Source organism: Pedobacter miscanthi (assembly GCF_032678605.1).
GTDB lineage: Bacteria > Bacteroidota > Bacteroidia > Sphingobacteriales > Sphingobacteriaceae > Pedobacter > Pedobacter miscanthi_A.
The window spans coordinates 249,953-268,123 of sequence record NZ_JAVTSU010000003.1; the positions used below are offsets into that span (position 1 = coordinate 249,953).

Here is an 18,171-nt window from a genome sequence, read left to right on the forward strand (position 1 = left end):
TTTTATTATAAAAAACAGATAATACATTGGATATATTTGATAAAATAGCAAAACACATGGGGCCGCTGGGGCAACACCAGAAATGGTCTCATGGGTATTTCTCTTTTCCAAAATTAGAGGGAGAAATTGCACCTCACATGCAGTTTCGCGGAAAAGAGCATTTGGTTTGGAGCTTAAACAATTACTTAGGCTTAGCCAATCACCCAGAGGTTAGAAAAGCAGATGAAGAAGCTGCAGCTAAATTTGGTATGGCTTACCCGATGGGTGCCCGTATGATGAGCGGTAACTCTAACTATCACGAACAGTTAGAGCAGGAACTGGCAGAATTTGTGGGCAAACCCGATGCATTTTTATTAAACTATGGTTATCAGGGTATGGTATCCATTATCGATACTTTGGTTGACCGCAATGATGTAGTGGTGTATGATGCAGAATCGCATGCCTGTATTGTAGATGGCTTACGCCTGCACATGGGTAAACGTTTTGTATACAAACACAACGATATAGAAAGTGCCCGCAAACAATTGGAGCGTGCTACCAAATTAGTTGAAGAAACTGGCGGTGGTATTCTTTTAATTACAGAAGGTGTTTTTGGAATGAGCGGTGCCCAGGGAAAATTAAAGGAAATTGTTGAACTTAAAAAAGAGTTTAACTTTCGTATCCTGGTTGATGATGCTCATGGTTTCGGTACAATGGGTAAAACCGGTGCCGGTACGCACGAAGCGCAGGATTGTATTGACGGGATTGATGTTTATTTCGGAACTTTTGCCAAATCTATGGCAGGTATTGGTGCTTTTGTTGCATCAACCGAACAGATTACCAATTTCTTAAGGTATAACATGCGTTCTCAGACTTTTGCCAAGGCTTTGCCAATGCCAATGGTAATTGGATTATTAAAGCGCTTAGAGCTATTAAAAAGCCAACCTGAATTAAAAGACAAACTTTGGGAAATTGCCATGACCTTACAAAAAGGTTTGCGCGAACGTGGTTTCGATTTAGGTGTTACCGATTCGGTAGTTACACCGGTTTTCTTAAAAGGTGAACTTTCGGATGCAACCGCTATTACTTACGATTTACGTGAAAACTATAGTATTTTCTGCTCGATAGTGGTGTACCCGGTAATTCCAAAGGGAATGATTGAGTTACGCTTAATTCCTACTGCTGTTCATACTTTGGAAGATGTACAACGTACATTGGATGCTTTTAGCGAAGTAGCAGAAAAATTGGAAAACGGATATTATAAAGAGAATCTTTTCGCAACCGTTTAAGATCTATTAAAATTTTACAAAGCCCTTTAAACCTGTTTAGAGGGCTTTTTTATTTTTAAATAATTTTTAACATGTTGTTTTTCAGTTGTTTAGCTGTTGTTTCTCAGTCCTGTATGTGTATAAATACCATAAATGTGGAAAAATACGCTAAAGAAGCCTGTTTTTTATTCTTCCAAAAATTTTTTTATTTAACCAAACCCTTTAAATTAGAGTAACGTAATTAAAATCAAACCTTAAAAGAACCATAAATTAATTAAAATGAAAAAATTTGAAGAAGTAAAAAGTTTAGTGACAGCTTTGGAAGCTGATGCAGACAAATTTTATAACAAAGGTAATAGCGCTGCCGGTACCCGTATACGTAAAGGGATGCAGGATCTGAAAAATTTAGCCCAGGCAATCCGTTTAGAAGTACAGGATACCAAAAACAAAGCTTAAGCGATCAAAATATTTTATATTGAAGCCTCAGAATAGTTTTCTGAGGCTTTTTTATGCCCAATAATTTTCTTTTACACTGCTTTATGCTCCAATATCTTAAGTACTGTAAAATATATAAGACAAATTATCATTCATTGCGCAAGTTTTTTTAGTTTTCTTCTTTTAAAAAAGGTATATTCATTTCAGGTAACCTGATAAACCAATAGCAATATTGACTTTCACTATTCTGTGGCTTATTAACGCTTGCTAATGAATTGTAAAAAACAAACAAAAACACTAAATCCGCTCTCAAAAAGATATCCGGTTTATCTTCTATTTGGATAAACAGATATTAAATAATTTACATTATTAACGGTATCAGTGTTAGAACCTTTGCAATATATCCCCGCGAACAGCGAAGATGTCAGGCTTGTCTTGGATGTCATGCATACCGTGCACCCCATAGATCATAAATTAACCGAAGCATTCGAAAAGCACCTCTTACAGGTTAAGGTAAAAAAGGGGCAGATCCTGTTTAATGAAAACGAAGTTTGCCAATACATGTATTTTATTGTGAAGGGGGCGCTAATGGGCTGTACCAGCCACAACATGCAAAAAATCACCACTTATATATCTGTAGAAAATGATTTTGTAAGTTCTATATCAGGGCTTCATGGTTCCCAATATTCACAGGAATATGTGGTAGCTGTAGAGGATACAGAGCTGTTGGCCATGCATAATGATGAGCTAAACCTTCTTTTTGCCCATCATTTCGAGTTAAATTATATTTTCAGGGTAGTTTTAGAAAAATATTATAAAGACGCCCAGCAGCGGGCACATATTATACGCGTAGGAAATGCCAAAGAAAGATATTTATATTATGCAAAAACCAATCCGGGTTATTTAGATCGCCTGCCTTTAGAATTAATTGCCTCTCTTTTAAATATCAAACCTTCGACCCTTTTATTCATTAAAAAAAGTTTTTCTATTTCTAAAAATCAAAATGAAGAATTGAAAGCATGTGGGCAGAAGTTAGAATCGTATGTCAACAAGCACCAATCCTTTCGGAACAAAGATATCAGGCTCCATTCCCTTGCATTAGAGATTGGCATCAGTAGCCATCGGCTTTCTATTATATTAAACAACTATTTTAACAAGAGTTTTATCGATTACATTAATCAGTATCGTGTTAACTGGATTAAGGAAAGGATCAGAAATCCAGATATTATGCACAATTTTACTTTAGAGGCTCTGGCTTATAGTTCAGGCTTTTCATCCCGTAGTGCCTTTTATAATGCCTTTAAAAAACTGGTCGGCATGAGCCCTGTAGAATACCTAAAAACGTCGACGAAATAAAACGTCAGTTTAACGTTTTTGTTACAAAAGCAGCTTGTTTTGGTACTCTTGATATATGGTTGTGTTGATTTATAATACAGGACAAACTTGTTTCTGTGTAAAACGTTCCGTTTCGTTAATTTAGTAAATCAAATATAAACTATAGATTTTATAGGTTATAAAATCAGCCAAAATTGATTAAACTATGATTAGAATGATGCGCTCAACAGATTGGGAAGAGGTCAGTGCTATCTATCGGGAAGGGATCGAAACAGGTACTGCAAGTTTTAGAACTCCGGAAATTTCCTGGAAAGACTGGGATTCAGCACATCTTAAAGCCTGTAGGTTTGTGGCTGTTCAAGGTAAAGAAATTACAGGATGGAGTGCCCTTTTACCAGTATTGGCAAATTACGACGCAGCAGGTGTTGGAGAAATTGAAGTATACGTTAAACACGGTTACAAAGGGCAAGGTATTGGCTCTTCTTTGTTAAGTGCTTTGATTACAGAAAGTGAAAACAAAGGTATTTGGATGCTTCAGGCGGGTATCTTTTTGCAAAATTCTGCTTTATTAAAAATCCATGAAAAAGCTGGTTTCAGGGTGGTTGGTTTTCGGGAGAAAATAGGGAAAACTAAAGGGGTATGGCAGGATAATCTGCTGATGGAACGGAGAAATAAATTAATTGCCTGATAGAATAAAATGGCCTCGAAGATCATTCGAAGCCTTTTTGTTAGTATCTCAATAGCTGATAATCATCTGCATTTTTCCCTTTTTCGAACCGTACAAGTTTTTCATTACGGAAGAAGAAAAATTTGAAATCCGTAGAGGCATGATAAGTACTGTAAATTCTGGTTCCATCTTCATTAGCAGCAACCAGTTCTGGCTTGTTTTTCTTTTTAAAATCAGATTCCGACATGCCCATTGTAAAAGTAGGTTCGAAGCCAACAAAAGCCCTGCAGCTCAGCATAACCAATGCCAGGCCAATTAAAATTAATTTTCTCATTGTGTGTTTATTTGTGTGTGTAGAAACGCAATTCAATAATAATGCCCCTGAACATCACTAAAACATCTATTGAGCTGAAATTTTTATTTTTGGCTCTAATGTATTGATTTTGAGCTTGTTTATTTTAGTAATTTTTTATTTACACAGAAAAAAACAGACTGCTATGTTTTGCATTTTTAGCAAAATCAAACAGTCTGTTCCTGAATATTATTGTTTATAGGGGATTAAGCTACTACACTTAATTTTTCTACTTCTGCAATGATTAATTGCTCTAAAGCTGAAGAAGCCTTAACCAGTGGCAGGCGTACCGTATCTCCACAGATACCGATATGTTTTAAGGCTGCCTTAACCCCAGCCGGATTACCTTCTGCAAAAGCCAAACGGGTAAACTCAATTAGGCTTAAATGTGCAGGTAAAGCTGCCTTGTAATCGCCGGCTAAACATAGGTTTACCATATCGGTAAATTGTTTAGGTAAAGCGTTTCCTATTACCGAAATAATACCGGCTGCACCCAATGCAATCATCGGTAAGGTAACAGGATCATCACCAGAGATTAAAAGGAAATCTTTAGGTTTATCCCTCATAATCTGGTTAAACTGATCGAAACTGCCTGATGCTTCCTTTGTTGCAATGATGTTTTTAAAATCATGTGCTAACCTACAGGTGGTTTCCGGGCTCATGTTGCTCCCAGTACGACCTGGTACGTTGTACAAAATCAAATCCAGAGGAGAAATTTCAGCTAAATATTTATAATGCTGGTAAATGCCTTCCTGAGTAGGTTTGTTATAATATGGACTAACTGATAAAATGGCGCTATAGCCTGTGGCATCAAATGTTTTAATATCTTCGGCAACGGCTAATGTGTTATTGCCACCTATGCCAGCAACTAAAGGTAATCTGTTATTGTTAATTTCAGCAGTATAGGCCCACACCTTCTTCTTCTCGTCCTTGGTCATTGTAGCGGTTTCGCCGGTTGTACCTAAAGAAACGAGGTAATCTATCCCTCCGTCTACCAAATGATTAATCAGGTTTTTTAAACCGTTATAATCAACTGATCCATCTGTGTTGAAAGGCGTAACCAATGCTACACCAGTACCCTGAAATTTGTTCATTTTTAATTTATAATTATTGAATTTTGAATTAGTGAATGATAGCATATCTGCTAAATGGTATCATTCACTAATTCAATCATGCTCTCATTTTATTTTATCATTTCCAACAGCTCAGCATCGCTGATAATCGGAACATTTAACTTGTTCGCTTTTTCCAGCTTCGATGGGCCCATATTATCTCCAGCAACCAGGTAATTCAATTTACCCGAAATACTGCTCAGCATTTTGCCTCCATTGGCCTCAATCATGTCCTTTAGCTCATCGCGGCTATAGTTTTCAAAAACGCCCGAAATTACGAATGTTTTTCCAATAAGTTTATCACTATCAAGTGTAATTACTTTTTCTTCAATTTGAAACTGTAATCCTGCTAATTTTAATAATTCTACCTGCTGTAAATGCTCCGATTTTCCAAAATACTCAACAATACTCTCCGCAATCCGTTGGCCGATCTCGTCAATGGCGATTAATTCTTCTACAGTAGCATGAGAAAGGTTCTCGATGTTCTTTACACCTGCTGCTGTTTTTTTAGCAACGGTTTCGCCAACATAACGGATGCCCAAACCAAAAAGCACTTTCTCGAAAGGCATTTCCTTCGATTTTTCAATTCCGGCAAGCATATTTTCAATCGAACGTTCTCCAAAACGGTCTAAGGTTTTAAGCTGATCCGATTTTTGGTATAAAGTGTATAAATCGCTAATGTGGTTAACCAATCCATGTTTATAAAAGGTTTCGATGGTTTCATCACCCAGTCCATCAATGTTCATGGCTTTGCGTGAAATGAAGTGCTGAATTTTACCTACAATCTGCGGTGGACAACCTTCATCGTTAGGACAGTAGTGTACTGCTTCACCTTCTTTTCTGATCAGTTCAGTACCGCACTCAGGACAATTGTGCAGGTAATGTACCTTTGCTGCTCCCGGTAAACGTTTATCCAGATTTACCTTAATGATTTTTGGGATAATTTCTCCACCCTTTTCTACATAAACGGTATCGCCTTCGTGAAGATCTAAACGCTCAATTTCGTTAGCATTATGTAAAGTTGCACGCTTAACAGTAGTTCCGGCCAGTAAAACGGGATTTAAATTGGCAACAGGAGTAACCGCACCGGTTCTGCCTACCTGGTATGTCACTTTTTCTAAAACGGTTTCTACTTCAGCCGCTTTATATTTATAAGAAATTGCCCAGCGTGGTGATTTGGAAGTGAAACCCAGTTCCTGTTGTTGTGCATAACTGTTTACCTTAATTACAATTCCATCAATATCATAGCTCAGTTTAAAACGTTCGTTTTCCCAATAGTGGATAAATTCGAGAACAGCATCTATACCCGAAACCAGTTTTGTATGCTCACAAACATGAAATCCCCATTCTTTTACTGCATTTAAACTATCCCAATGAGTTTTGAATTCGTTTTTATCGGTATATAAAAAGTAGATAAAACCATCCAAAGGCCTTTTGGCTACTTCCTTGCTATCCTGCATTTTTATGGTACCCGAAGCAAAATTCCGTGGGTTGGCGTACTGGATTTCTCCTAATTCTTCACGTGCTGCATTTAATCTTAAAAAGGCAGCTTTGTGCATAAAAATTTCTCCACGGATTTCGAAGTGTGCTGGTGCAACTGCTGATTTAATCTGATGTGGGATGGTATGGATGGTTTTTACGTTACTGGTCACCTCATCACCTTTGGTACCATCGCCACGGGTAACGGCACGTAAAAGTTTGCCATTTTCGTAAGTAAGGCTAATAGACAAACCATCAAACTTCAATTCGCAAACATATTCGAAATTATCGCCAATGGCTTTACGAATCCGTTCATCAAAATCGCGAAGATCCTGTTCGTTATAGGTATTCCCCAGCGATAACATGGGGTATTTATGATTTACACTAATAAAATTTTTGGTAATATCTCCTCCTACGCGCTGGGTAGGCGAATTGGGATCTGCAAAATCGGGGTTTGCTTTTTCCAGTTCTACTAAATGCTTTAATTTTTTATCAAACTCATAATCGCCGATGGTTGGCATGGCCAGCACGTAATAATTATAATTGTGCTGGTTTAACTCGGCCACAAGGGCATCCATTTCTTTTTGTATTGCAGTTAGGGGCATGTACAAATATAAAAAAAGGATGAAAGGGTTTTATGGTGTGAGAAAAAAAACAGCTCTATTTAATCTTTTTTATGACGTTTGGGAGAAATAGTCATTGCGAGAAGGCTTTTTTAGCCGGCGAAGCAATCTCCTACCGTGTGTTATAGCGATTGTTGTAAGATTGCTTCGTTGTTCCTCCTCGCAATAACGACTTTTTTAGATCTCTCCATTCCGCTGCATTTCAGGAGATGACAATTTCTCTTACAAGTCTAATTCCCCCTCAATCTCTTCAAAAATATCCATAAAATCCTTTTCAAGAATAGTTTTAAAAATCCCCAGTTCAAAAGTAAGTTGCTGTAATTGTTTTTCGTTCAGTGTTTCGGGCCATAAGCGCATGCAAATCCGGTTCAGTGCATAACTAATGTTTTCGAGTTTCTGGTAGCTAAACAAATATTTGCTGCTAATGAACTTCTCTAAAAAGTTGAAGAATATTACCGGTTCTTTCATTTTACAATGCTCCAGAAAATCGCTTAACGATTCTTTTTTAACGGCACTCAGGTTGTCATAAAAATGATCTATCTGAATTAAATTGTGTTCAACAAGTAGATGATCCAATAAAAGTTCTAACCCAATATGTGCAAGAAATGACGGCCGTACTGCAGTATTTTCTACAATAGGCTTGATAAGCTGTTTAAGTTCTGTGGTTTTTTCCAGAAAAAAATTGGACGAATGAAAAAACAAGTCGACAGCCAAATGCCTTTTCCAGCCGGCAAGCAGGTTTTCCTCATCAGGATTTCCTTTAAACAGAAATTCATTTTTCTGAGGGTACAAATTGGCTTCTTTTACTGCATTTTTAATCAGGTCAGGTAAAACCGTTCCCATTACCACATTGGCATCTTTATTTGCTCGGTCGAAATAATAATGGGATAAAAAGTTCATGCTGCAAGGTAATGTTTTCTGTTAACCTGATAAACCAGAAAGCCAAATTAATGCCAAAGAAGCTTGTATTGTTTTCTGTACCAATTATGCTTAAATTTATCGTCATAATCTTCTTACGATGCCTGATGATAAAACTTACAGGGTGTTATCGCTTGATGGCGGTGGATCCTGGGCGCTTATCCAAGTAAAATGTTTACGCAAATTATTTGCCGAAACATTTAATAATCCCGATCCGGGTGGACATGAGGTTTTGGCACAGTTCGATCTCGTATCTGCCAATAGTGGGGGCAGTTTAGTGGCGGCTGCCATGGCCGAAAACATGAAACTTTCTGAAATCGAAAAGATATTTGAAGATAAAGCACTTCGGAACAAGGTTTTTTCGAAACTGAGTTTTTTTGAAAAAAGTTTACTGGCAAGCGTTGCCAGGATATTTAAGATTGGCGCAAAATATGCAACCAAACGAAAACATACCGCGCTGAAAGAAATTTTACCGGGTATTGCAAAAGTTGATATGACGGATATTCCGGCTTATGTTGCAATCAATAACGAGATCAAAACACAGTTTCTGATTATTGGCTATGATTATTACCGGAACAGGGCCGAACTTTTCCGGTCTGATTGCGATAGTATGGCCTCAACCTCAGCTATAGAACGAAAAATTAACAACCAGCATGTACAGGCTGAAACCACGACAGATTGTATGGTGACCTTGGTAGATGCCATTCATGCTTCCAGTACGGCACCTGTTAATTATTTTAATGAACCTGCCACCTTTATTGTGAATAATAAACCGAAGTATTATTGGGATGGAGGTGTTACCGGTAATAATAATCCTGTTCTGGTTGCGGTAACAGAGGCCATATGCAACAAGGCCCAATACCAGATCGAAAACGTACAGGTGCTTTCAATCGGTACAGGTACGGTTTCTCAACTGCAGTATGATGAAGATATCCCCGTGAAATATGAAGAACTTAAAGCCAGGCAGGAGGCTCCTGGTTTGATCAGGGATATTCAGAAACTGAGTAAAAGTATTTTAAACGATCCGCCTGATACTGCTGCTTTTGTAGCTTACATGATCTTAAATCCTGATATGCCAGCTAAACCCGTAGATTTTATCCGCATGAACCCTGCATTAAGGCCTATGCTGGCTGGTGATGTCACAAGTAAATATTGGGACCTGCCTGCCGGAATAACTGAGGCTGAATACCTAAAACTGCATACCATGGATATGGACGCGGTAGAAGATGAAGAAGTGGCTTTAATTGGAAAACTGTGCGATAACTGGCTAAATGGTTCAGGTGTTCCTAACCAGTCGATCCGGAACAATAGCAGCCTGAATTGCCTGATTGGGCACGCTGATTTTGAAGCTGCAAAAACCGATTTTAAAAGCTGGTTTACAAAACCAACTAATTTGCTTTAAACTAAGCTAAAATTTTATCTTTGCACGCACATTATTAAAGTGTTTGTACAATGACGAATTTTGTTGAAGAGTTAAGATGGCGTGGCATGCTGCATGATATTATGCCGAATACTGAAGAAAAGTTAAACGAGGGTATGACATCGGGTTATATCGGTTTCGACCCTACTGCAGATTCGTTGCATGTTGGGCACTTAACGCAGATCATGACGCTGATCCATTTTCAGAACGCTGGTCACAAACCGTTTGCCCTGGTTGGTGGTGCTACAGGTATGGTAGGCGATCCTTCAGGTAAATCTGATGAGCGTAACCTGCAAACGCCAGAAATGATTGAGCACAACCTGAAGGGAATGAAAAAGCAACTGGCTAAATTCCTGCAATTTGAAGAAGGTGGCAATGGTGCGGTAATGGTTAATAATGCTGATTGGTTTAAGGATATGAATCTTTTTACCTTCATCCGCGATGTGGGTAAACACATTACCGTAAACTACATGATGGCGAAAGACAGCGTTAAAAGACGTTTAGAAGGCGATTCTGGATTATCTTTTACCGAGTTCTGTTACCAGTTAATCCAGGGTTACGATTTTTACCATTTATGGAAAAACGAAAACTGTTTGGTGCAAATGGGTGGATCTGATCAGTGGGGCAATATTGTTACCGGTACTGAATTGATTAGAAGGAAAGATGCCGGAACAGCATATGCCATCACCACCCAGCTGATTAAAAAAGCAGATGGAACCAAATTTGGTAAAACCGAAAGTGGAGCCGTTTGGTTAGATCCTGAAAAAACTTCTCCATATAAATTTTACCAGTTTTGGTTAAACGCGTCGGATGATGATGTGAAAAAATGGATCCGCATTTTTACCTTAAAAAATAAAGAAGAAATTGAAGCTTTAGAAAAAGAACATGATGCTGCACCGCATTTGCGTATTCTTCAAAAAGCTTTAGCCGAAGATATCACCGTTAAAACCCACTCAGCAGAAGCATTGGAAACCGCCATTAAAACATCTGAGTTTTTATTCGGAAATGGATCTCTTGAATTTTTAAGGGGTTTATCTGATAAAGAAGTATTAGATATTTTTGATGGTATACCACAATACAAGATTTTAATTGAAGAACTTGGAGCTGGAATTGATGCCGCAAGTTTGCTGGCAGAAAAATCGGCTATCTTCCCATCAAAGGGAGAGGCTAAGAAAACCATTCAGGGGGGAGGTGTTTCGGTAAATAAAGAAAAGGTAGCCGAAATGGCCCAGATCTTTAATGCAGATCACCTGATTAATGATAAATTCATTGTAGTGCAAAAAGGAAAGAAAAACTATTTCCTTTTAATTGCTGAATAATATTTACCGGCCCAATGAAATTAAAGGTAAAAGATTTTTTCATTGGGCTTGAATTTAAGACAGGTGATGTGCAGTGATCGTTTTTAGGCACAAAAAAAGCCACTTTTGCAATGGCTTTAATGAGTGTGCTAATTTGCAGACGACTATTTAAAAACGTAAAATTTATTAAAACATTTGTAGCATTTGTATCGCTTAATTGATACCCATGGCATTAATGTTTTAAATATAAAACCTCTCGGTACCCTATAGGTCTCAAAATTTTTGCATTTGGGACATGATGGGCAGGTTGAAACCACGGTTAATTCCTTCGGCGTTATCATAATAAGTATAGTTGTTTGGGAAACCAAATCTAAACAAAATAAATGCAAATAATGTAGTAGAAAAACTACCATTTTATTCATTTCGTCGACTATTTTGACCCAATCTAGAAGATTACCGCTTCAAAAGGGTTTTTAAACCATATTTGCGCTTTATAATCTTCAACTTCGTTAGGTGTTAATAAACATGTAGTTAGCGATTTTTTTAGTTCATCACTATCCATTTCCTGACCGATAAAAACCAGTTCATTCTTTCGATCGCCAAAATCGTTATCCCAATTAGCCTGTATCTCTGTCTGGTTTTCTACATAATCGCTGTATTGTTCCCGCTCCTGGAGGTTCATGCTTGCCCACCAAACTCCGGCAGGATCTATACGTAATGAGCCGCCCGCCTGCGAAAAATTAATGGCCTGCTCCGGCATCGCAGCAAGATAGAATATGCCCTTTGAGCGGATAATGTTTTGAGGGAATTCTTTGTTGATGTAATTCCAGAATCTTTCGGGGTGGAAGGGTTTATTGGAACGGAATACCGTCGAACTGATCCCGTATTCTTCTGTTTCGGGCTGGTGAATTTCTTCCAGTTCTTTTTTCCAGCCAGCACCTTCTGATGCTGATTCGAAATCAAACAATCCGGTATTTAAAATCAGAGCAGGATCTATTTCACTAAAAAGGGTCTCATAAATTTTAGCACCAGGATTTAATTTGGTAATGAGCGCCTTTAATACCTTAATATCGTTATCACTTACCAAATCGGCCTTGTTCAATAAAATTACGTTGGCAAATTCAATCTGGTCAGTAAGCAGGTTTACAATGGTACGCCTGTCTGCTGCATCGTCCACCATATTCCGGTCGGCCAGTTTTTCGGCCGAGCCAAAATCTTTATAAAAATTATAGGCATCCACCACGGTTACCATGGTATCCAGCTGGCTAAACCTGCTAAGATCGATACCCGAAGTTTCATCAATAAAGGAAAAGGTTTGCGCCACGGGAATTGGTTCTGATATTCCCGTGCTTTCAATCAGCAGGTAATCAAAACGGTTTTCTTTCGCCAGTTTTTCAACCGCTATCATCAGGTCTTCACGCAGGGTGCAGCAAATGCAGCCATTGCTCATCTCTACCAGTTTTTCTTCTGTTTTAGATAGTGTATGTTGGTTTTTAACTAATGACGCATCAATGTTTACCTCGCTCATATCGTTCACAATTACGGCTACTTTTAAATCCTGTTTGTTCCTCAAAATAGCGTTCAATAAAGTGGTTTTGCCACTGCCTAAGAAACCGCTTAGTACAGTTACCGGTAATTTTTTTATCATGTTAATGCAATTATGTTGCAAATATAGGCTTGAATATTTTAAATGCAACTGTATTGCTTTTATATTTGTGCATAAATTTATCTTAATGAAATTACGGAGCTATAAAATCAACCTCGATCGGATCGGAATTACCGCCTCAACACTTTGTGCCATACATTGCGCGGCCTTACCTTTTTTAATTACCGTTTTGCCCATGTGGGGCATGGGTTTTCTGGCCAATGAAGCGGTTGAAATTACCATGATTGTAGTTTCATTGATTCTTGGTATCTGGAGCTTAAGTTCGGCTTACCGCAAACAACATAAACGCATTACTCCAATTTCGGTGCTTATTGCAGGTTTTGCCTGTATAGCATTTGGGCATTTCTCAGGAATTGAGCTGCTTGAGCCAGTGCTGGTCCCATTAGGCGGCTTTACCATTGCTACTGCCCATTTTATTAACCTGCGGATGCTTAAATCCTGTCCGCTGGATCACCAACACTAAAATATCCCCATGTTTAAAAATCATAAAATACTTTTTATCCCTTCCCTGCTTTTTATTACGATGTTGAATCCTGCTTGTAAGCATGGTACAAATGATGCTATAGAACTTTACAGGCGTTATGCCATTAAAAATATAATGGTTAAAAAAGTGCAAAAAACGGTATATCATGATTAACATCAAATCATTATCCCATGTTTACGAACAGGGAAGAAGAATAAAATTTCCCGATTGGGAAATTGCAGACATGGACCAATGGCTTTTGCTCGGGGCATCGGGCTGCGGTAAAAGCACTTTATTAAATATTATTTCAGGTTTGTTAAAGCCAACACAAGGAGAAATTCTGATCAACGATACCAACCTCTACAGTTTAACCGCACGGAATATGGACCGTTTCAGGGGAAGGCATATCGGTATTATTTTTCAAAGGCCACACTTGATTCGTTCGCTTAATGTGCTCGATAACCTGGAGCTTGCTGCGGTAATGGCTGGTTTGCCAACTGACCATGAACGTAACCTTTTGCTTTTAAAAGAACTTGATATTGCGGAGCTGCCCAAAAGATATCCTGATGAGTTGAGCCAGGGACAGTTGCAAAGGGTTTCGGTGGCCAGGGCATTGGTAAATAAACCCGATCTGCTAATCGCCGATGAACCAACCTCGAGCTTAGATGACGAAAATGCAGCACAGGTGATCCGGATGCTCACAGCCCAGGCGAAAGATAATGGTGCAGCACTGATTATTGCCACGCACGATCAAAGGGTGCGGGAACATATTGCTAAAACCTATCTACTCTAATGAATATTTTTAAAATCAGCAGCAAAAACCTCGTCAGAAATAAACTGACGACTATCCTCAACATTATTTTAGTCGCCTTTGGTGTCGGCATCCTGTCTATTTTATTTCTGGCATCTAACCAGATTGGAAATAAACTCGAAAGGAACGCTAAAGATATCGATCTTGTGGTGGGGGCGAAGGGAAGCCCGCTGCAATTAATATTAAGCAGTATTTATCATATTGATTACCCAACAGGAAATATTCCGGCTAAGGATGCTTATCAACTGGCACATCACCCCATGGTTAAAAGGGCCGTTCCGTTGGCATTGGGCGATAATTATAACGGTTACCGAATTGTAGGTACCGATACCACTTTCAGTCATCTTTATAGTTTATCCATTGAGAAAGGTAATTTCTGGCAAAAAGATTTAGAAGTAACCCTAGGTAGTACAGTCGCCACTGCGTCAAAACTAAAAATCGGCGATTCTTTTTTTGGTGCACATGGCTTAACCGGTAATGGAGATATTCATAAGCAGCATGCTTATGTGGTGAAAGGGATTTTAAAGCCACAGGGAAATATTACTGATAACCTGATCCTCACCAACATTGGCAGCGTGTATAAAATGCACGAAGAAAAGCATGAAGAAGCTGTCCATAACCATGCTTCATCAGAAGCCAAAGAAATTAACGATAAACAGATTACCGCATTATTGATCCAGTATAAATCGCCGATGTCGGTTATTCTTTTTCCGAGGATGGTAAACCAAAGCACCAACATGCAGGCGGCCTCGCCAGCGATGGAAAGTGCAAGGTTGTTTTCGCTAATCGGGGTTGGGATTGATACCTTACAGTGGTTCGCGGTATTTATTATGGCCATTGCAGCGCTGAGTATTTTCATCAGCCTGTATAATGCCATGAAAGAGCGTAAATACGACCTGGCCATTATGCGTTGTCTTGGCGCTTCAAAATCAAAATTGTTTTTCCTTGTATTATTCGAAGGGATTTTGGTAACGCTGATCGGTGCTTGTTTTGGCTTACTGCTGGGCCATTTGGCGCTTGAAGTAATCGGAGCCAACCAGGAATCATCACAGGCAAAATTAACCGGATTTATTGCTGTGCCGCAAGAGGTTTATTTAATCTGGATTGGATTATTGATCGGCACGCTGGCATCCCTGATTCCGGCCATGCAGATTTACAAGGTAGATATTGCAGCAACTTTAACGAAAGACCGTTAATGTGATGAAGAAATTGATTTTTTGGGTTGTTTTATGTTTAGGTGTCCAGTTATCGGCGGCGCAGGTTCGGGTACATACCGACATGCGCACGCCAACCTGGAATGTAATCGGTTTGAGGTACGATGCCGAACTAGCACCTGGTAAATGGGGAAGTATTTTTCCGCCAGCGTTAAAAGCCTTAAATAATAAGGTAATCGAACTGCCGGGTTATATTATTCCCACCAAAGTAGGTTCGAAATTTAGTGAGTTTATGTTCTCTATTGTGCCCATTGCCTCCTGTCCGTACTGTGGCTCGGGCGATATCCCAGCCATGATCCAGGTGAAAATGTTGAGTGCCATTCCCATTACCGAAAAACCGGTTAAACTTAAGGGAATATTCATTATTAACGATTCAGGAGATGACCGGAGTGAGTTTTTCCTTTTAAATGCAAAACAGTTATGATGAAAAAATATATTTCATTTTTATTGGTGCTTTTCTCTTTTACGGCTATTGCGCAGGTAAATGTACATACCGATATGCGCACGCCAACCTGGAACCTCATCGGGCTTAAATACGATAAACAGGTTAAACCCCTGGTTTGGCAGGCCATCTTTCCACCGGCGTTAAAGGCAATTAATAATAAGATCGTTGAACTGCCTGGTTTTATCATTCCAACTAAGGTGGGCAATAGTTTTACCGAGTTTATGTTCTCCATTGTACCGGTTGCTTCGTGTCCGTATTGTGGTACCGGCGATATTCCATCGATGATAGAGGTGAAAACGTTAAAACCCATAACCTGGACGGAAGAGCCCATAATCCTTACAGGCAAACTTGTAATCAACGATTCGGGTGATAGCCGGTCTGCCTTTTTCCTGTTAGATGCTGTAAAAAAATGAAAAAACTCTGTTTTATTTCCTTTCTGTTTTGGAGCGTTACTGCGCTGGCACAAGTACAGAAACACAATCCTAACGATCAGTTGCGCTCTTTGAACTGGGATGTAATCGGTTCGGTAAAATTTGAACTGACCGATAAAAATGAACTTTTCCCAATGTTCTCTGAATCGATCAAACGTTTTGAAAACCGTGAATTTGATTTAACCGGTTACCTTATCCCAATAAAAAGCGGACAGAAACAACAGAAATTCTTGCTGGCCACACTGCCCATTAACCAATGTTATTTTTGTGGACAAAATGGTGTTCCGGTGATGATTATGATTGAAATGGAAAGTGCCACAGCTTACAGCGAAAAGCCGATCCATGTAAAAGGAATTTTAAAATTGGAACAAAAGGATGCAAGTTATGCACCACCAATCACCATCAAAAATGCCAAACTCATTAATTAATTGCTTATTTTTGTATTGCTATGGAAAATAACACAGAGCGTTTCGAAAAACTTTTGGTTAAAAACGGATTAAAAAGAACTGCCCCACGTTTGCAGGTGCTGGAAATTTTGAGTGGAAGAGATTCTGCAACTTCTCAGCCCTATTTAGAGCAGGTAATGGGTAAGGATGCCGATCGCGTTACTTTATACCGTGTATTGCAGGCTTTTGAAGAAAAAGGAATTATCCATAAGGTTTTAGATCAGCAGGGAACTGCCAATTACGCCATTTGTTCGGATAGCTGCAGTGCACACGAACATCACGATGAGCATGTGCATTTTAACTGCGATAACTGTCATAAAATTTATTGCTTGGATGCCGTTAAAATTCCGGCATTAAAAGTGCCTGCTGGTTTTAAAGTAGAGCGTTTAAACCTGATTGCTACCGGCCTTTGCGCAAACTGCTCAGATAAGGTAAATTAATTACTGTACCAAAAGGTTACAGCCCCTGATATCGGCATTGTCGAACCTGCCCAGCACTTCGAAACTTTGATCGGGATTGATTCTGCCTAGATCCTGCGTAGCAATAAATGAACAAGAATTGATATTCGCCAGATCGATTACGTTGATGCCGCCAGTCCTGCCGTTTGGCATCAAACTTAAAGGATCATTGGTATCGCGTATGAGCACCTGCATCCATTCCGGACAGTTGAAAACACCTTCGCCTAAAGAATAAGCCTGAGAAAGTAATTCTGTCATCCCATATTCACTGTGGATGGCTTTTACACCAAAACCTTTAGTTAATTGCTCATGCAGTTCTTCACGCACCATTTCTTTACGTTTCCCTTTCATGCCACCGGTTTCCATTACAATCAGTTCAGGGAAGTCAATATCAAAATTTTCAATAAAATCGAGCAGGGCATAAGTAACACCAATTAGAACAGTTTTCTGTTTTTTCGATTTGAGATTGAGTAGGGTACGTAAAAGCTCATCATGGTTATACAAGAAATAACCACTTTGTGGATGTGCGCTTTTTTCAATCAGGTCGTTCACCATATAGATTAAGGATGAACCAGCGCGTTGCTGGTAGGACGGAAGAAGTGCCAAAAAGCAATATTCTGTAACCGCTCCATAAAACTGGGTAAAAGCCTGGAGATAACTCTGCTCATAAAGTTTTACATCGGTTACATGGTGGCTGCTCTGTGCCATACCCGTCGTACCCGAACTGCTGAAAGTAACCTCAACTGGAGCCGTATTACTCAATACCGAATGACTTTTAAAAAAGCTGATCGGCAGGAATGGAATCTGTTCTACGGCTGTTATTTCATCGGCATCGATACCCAAATGAAAAATATATTCGCGGTAAACATTACAGTTTTCGGCCTGTAACTTAAAAATATTTAAGGCCAGCGCATTAAAATCACCGGCACTTTTTATAGAAAATATATCCTCAGCTGTTAAATTCACGCTGCAAAAGTACGAAGCATTATGCTATTTTCTCGTCAGTTTTTTTTGCCAGCATCGCCATACGGAACTGGTAGCCACAATAACCACTGATCCCGGCAACCAAACCACTTAAAATACCGGTAACCAGTAACAAAGCCCACCAGATTTTTATACCTGTCATCACCGCTACACGCCCGGCAAGTACATTATCGTTAGGCAGGCTCTTAAAAAGTGCATAACCTATCCAAAGTAAAAAGATGGCCAGAAATGATTGCCAGAAGGCAATTTTGCCGGTTTTGCCGATAATACCACAAGTTGCAAAAGAAATAACAATGATGATCCACCAGGGAGCGATCATTTGCAAGAAAAAACAGATTATTACGATAACAATGAAAACCATTTTAGC

Annotated in this window: 21 protein-coding genes; 14 read left to right on the forward strand and 7 right to left on the reverse strand. The window is 39.1% G+C overall.

Annotation, left to right across the window (positions count from 1 at the left end; translation table 11 throughout):
• Positions 1–26 precede the first annotated feature (26 nt).
• The 4 genes from R2R28_RS06165 to R2R28_RS06180 all read left to right on the forward strand — a co-directional run bounded on the left by R2R28_RS06165 (position 27) and on the right by R2R28_RS06180 (position 3,705).
• Positions 27–1,268 (forward strand): aminotransferase class I/II-fold pyridoxal phosphate-dependent enzyme, encoded by a 1,242-nt coding sequence (locus tag R2R28_RS06165; protein ID WP_025144499.1) that lies wholly within the window; start codon positions 27–29, stop codon positions 1,266–1,268.
• A 258-nt stretch (positions 1,269–1,526) separates the two neighbouring features.
• Positions 1,527–1,703, forward strand: coding sequence for a histone H1 (locus tag R2R28_RS06170; RefSeq protein WP_316824835.1), 177 nt, complete (start codon positions 1,527–1,529; stop codon positions 1,701–1,703).
• 360 nt (positions 1,704–2,063) lie between these two features.
• The gene (locus R2R28_RS06175; protein ID WP_316824836.1) at positions 2,064–3,038 is read left to right on the forward strand and encodes a helix-turn-helix domain-containing protein; all 975 of its coding nucleotides are present in this window, start codon (positions 2,064–2,066) and stop codon (positions 3,036–3,038) included.
• Positions 3,039–3,231: 193 nt separating this feature from the next.
• On the forward strand, positions 3,232–3,705 hold the full coding sequence (locus R2R28_RS06180) for an N-acetyltransferase family protein (RefSeq protein WP_316824837.1): 474 nt from the start codon (positions 3,232–3,234) through the stop codon (positions 3,703–3,705).
• Positions 3,706–3,745: 40 nt separating this feature from the next.
• Here the strand turns inward: R2R28_RS06180 and R2R28_RS06185 are convergent, their stop codons facing one another.
• The 4 genes from R2R28_RS06185 to R2R28_RS06200 all read right to left on the reverse strand — a co-directional run bounded on the left by R2R28_RS06185 (position 3,746) and on the right by R2R28_RS06200 (position 8,150).
• A complete protein-coding gene (locus R2R28_RS06185; protein WP_316824838.1) occupies positions 3,746–4,018 on the reverse strand; it encodes a hypothetical protein in 273 nt (90 codons plus the stop codon).
• Between the two features lie 224 nt (positions 4,019–4,242).
• The gene (gene dapA / locus R2R28_RS06190) at positions 4,243–5,130 is read right to left on the reverse strand and encodes a 4-hydroxy-tetrahydrodipicolinate synthase (protein ID WP_316824839.1); all 888 of its coding nucleotides are present in this window, start codon (positions 5,128–5,130) and stop codon (positions 4,243–4,245) included.
• Positions 5,131–5,219: 89 nt separating this feature from the next.
• Entirely contained in the window at positions 5,220–7,232 is a 2,013-nt protein-coding gene (ligA, locus tag R2R28_RS06195) for an NAD-dependent DNA ligase LigA (protein WP_316824840.1), read from the reverse strand.
• A 240-nt stretch (positions 7,233–7,472) separates the two neighbouring features.
• On the reverse strand, positions 7,473–8,150 hold the full coding sequence (locus R2R28_RS06200) for a hypothetical protein (protein WP_316824841.1): 678 nt from the start codon (positions 8,148–8,150) through the stop codon (positions 7,473–7,475).
• Between the two features lie 118 nt (positions 8,151–8,268).
• Between R2R28_RS06200 and R2R28_RS06205 the strand changes: the two genes are divergently transcribed.
• Positions 8,269–9,570 carry a patatin-like phospholipase family protein gene (locus R2R28_RS06205; protein WP_316824842.1) on the forward strand — a complete coding sequence of 434 codons (1,302 nt, stop codon included), beginning with the start codon at positions 8,269–8,271 and terminating at the stop codon, positions 9,568–9,570.
• Between the two features lie 50 nt (positions 9,571–9,620).
• On the forward strand, positions 9,621–10,907 hold the full coding sequence (gene tyrS, locus R2R28_RS06210; RefSeq protein ID WP_316824843.1) for a tyrosine--tRNA ligase: 1,287 nt from the start codon (positions 9,621–9,623) through the stop codon (positions 10,905–10,907).
• 424 nt (positions 10,908–11,331) lie between these two features.
• Here the strand turns inward: tyrS and R2R28_RS06215 are convergent, their stop codons facing one another.
• Positions 11,332–12,534, reverse strand: coding sequence for a GTP-binding protein (locus R2R28_RS06215; protein ID WP_316824844.1), 1,203 nt, complete (start codon positions 12,532–12,534; stop codon positions 11,332–11,334).
• A gap of 85 nt (positions 12,535–12,619) precedes the next feature.
• Between R2R28_RS06215 and R2R28_RS06220 the strand changes: the two genes are divergently transcribed.
• Genes R2R28_RS06220 through R2R28_RS06255 form a run of 8 tightly spaced genes read left to right on the forward strand, consistent with a single transcriptional unit; the run spans position 12,620 to position 16,802 of the window.
• Entirely contained in the window at positions 12,620–13,015 is a 396-nt protein-coding gene (locus R2R28_RS06220) for a MerC domain-containing protein (protein WP_316824845.1), read from the forward strand.
• A gap of 9 nt (positions 13,016–13,024) precedes the next feature.
• Complete coding sequence (locus R2R28_RS06225; protein ID WP_316824846.1) at positions 13,025–13,189, forward strand: hypothetical protein; 165 nt, start codon at positions 13,025–13,027, stop codon at positions 13,187–13,189.
• Positions 13,182–13,808 carry an ABC transporter ATP-binding protein gene (locus R2R28_RS06230; RefSeq protein ID WP_316824847.1) on the forward strand — a complete coding sequence of 209 codons (627 nt, stop codon included), beginning with the start codon at positions 13,182–13,184 and terminating at the stop codon, positions 13,806–13,808. Before R2R28_RS06225 ends, R2R28_RS06230 begins: the two co-directional genes overlap by 8 nt.
• Complete coding sequence (locus tag R2R28_RS06235; RefSeq protein ID WP_316824848.1) at positions 13,808–15,022, forward strand: ABC transporter permease; 1,215 nt, start codon at positions 13,808–13,810, stop codon at positions 15,020–15,022. Before R2R28_RS06230 ends, R2R28_RS06235 begins: the two co-directional genes overlap by 1 nt.
• A gap of 4 nt (positions 15,023–15,026) precedes the next feature.
• Positions 15,027–15,464 (forward strand): hypothetical protein, encoded by a 438-nt coding sequence (locus R2R28_RS06240; RefSeq protein WP_316824849.1) that lies wholly within the window; start codon positions 15,027–15,029, stop codon positions 15,462–15,464.
• On the forward strand, positions 15,461–15,898 hold the full coding sequence (locus R2R28_RS06245; protein WP_316824850.1) for a hypothetical protein: 438 nt from the start codon (positions 15,461–15,463) through the stop codon (positions 15,896–15,898). The genes R2R28_RS06240 and R2R28_RS06245 overlap by 4 nt, the downstream gene beginning before the upstream one ends.
• Positions 15,895–16,344: a hypothetical protein gene (locus tag R2R28_RS06250; protein WP_316824851.1), complete on the forward strand. Its 450-nt coding sequence runs from the start codon at positions 15,895–15,897 to the stop codon at positions 16,342–16,344. The genes R2R28_RS06245 and R2R28_RS06250 overlap by 4 nt, the downstream gene beginning before the upstream one ends.
• A gap of 20 nt (positions 16,345–16,364) precedes the next feature.
• Positions 16,365–16,802, forward strand: coding sequence for a Fur family transcriptional regulator (locus tag R2R28_RS06255; protein WP_316824852.1), 438 nt, complete (start codon positions 16,365–16,367; stop codon positions 16,800–16,802).
• Here R2R28_RS06255 and R2R28_RS06260 read toward each other — a convergent pair whose 3' ends face one another.
• Both R2R28_RS06260 and R2R28_RS06265 read right to left on the reverse strand, forming a co-directional pair.
• Positions 16,803–17,786 (reverse strand): acyl transferase, encoded by a 984-nt coding sequence (locus tag R2R28_RS06260; RefSeq protein WP_316824853.1) that lies wholly within the window; start codon positions 17,784–17,786, stop codon positions 16,803–16,805.
• A 19-nt stretch (positions 17,787–17,805) separates the two neighbouring features.
• A complete protein-coding gene (locus tag R2R28_RS06265; protein WP_316824854.1) occupies positions 17,806–18,165 on the reverse strand; it encodes a hypothetical protein in 360 nt (119 codons plus the stop codon).
• Between the last annotated feature and the right edge of the window lie 6 nt (positions 18,166–18,171).